Source organism: Paenibacillus sp. P2(2022), from assembly GCF_029522175.1.
GTDB classification, from domain to species: Bacteria; Bacillota; Bacilli; order Paenibacillales; family Paenibacillaceae; genus Paenibacillus; species Paenibacillus polymyxa.
On the sequence record NZ_JAKWFI010000032.1, the window covers coordinates 1 to 666 of the forward strand.

General features: G+C 50.6%; 1 protein-coding gene. It reads right to left on the minus strand.

What is annotated here, in order from left to right; translation table 11 throughout:
- On the minus strand, positions 1 to 666 hold a 666-nt coding region (locus MMB75_RS26005; protein WP_277511623.1), incomplete at both ends, for a condensation domain-containing protein.

The window sequence follows — 666 nt, forward strand, 5'->3', positions numbered from 1 at the left end:
TGCACCTTCGCCAAGCTGCTCGACCTGCTCCTCCACCGGATAGTTTTCAAACACGATAATGTGGTTGATCAGCTCTTGCTTTTGCTCGGTCAAGGCTTGAATTTCATACAGCGGATACGTCTCATAATCTTGAGAAGCCAGCGCCTGCTGCTGATTCACTCTGATCAGGTCAGCAAAGGTGTCCTCAGCCTGGCTCCGGATTCGGATGGGAATGGTGTTAATGAACAAGCCCACCATATTTTCGATCCCCGGAATATCAGCTGGACGACCCGACACGACACCGCCAAAGACGGCATCATCACTACCGTTGTACTTTTGAAGCAGTAAGCCCCAGGCTGTTTGCAGTAATGTATTCGGGGTCACGTGGTACTGCTTGGCTACCATTTCCATGCGCCCTGTCAAATCCTTACCTAGATCGCACAGCACATGCTCAAATTGTGCACCGTCCGCTTTCGTGCCGACTTTTCCGGTTGGAATCGACGTTTGTTGATCATAGCCCAGCAAATAATCTTTCCAGTATGAGGCTGCTGCTTCTACATCCTGGGCTTCAAGCCACTCAATATACTGACTGTATGGAGTCACCGGGGCGAGCTTTGGTTCTCTATGTTCTACGGCTGCAAAATAAGCCTCAAACACCTCATCCGTTACCAACGCCACACACCAGCC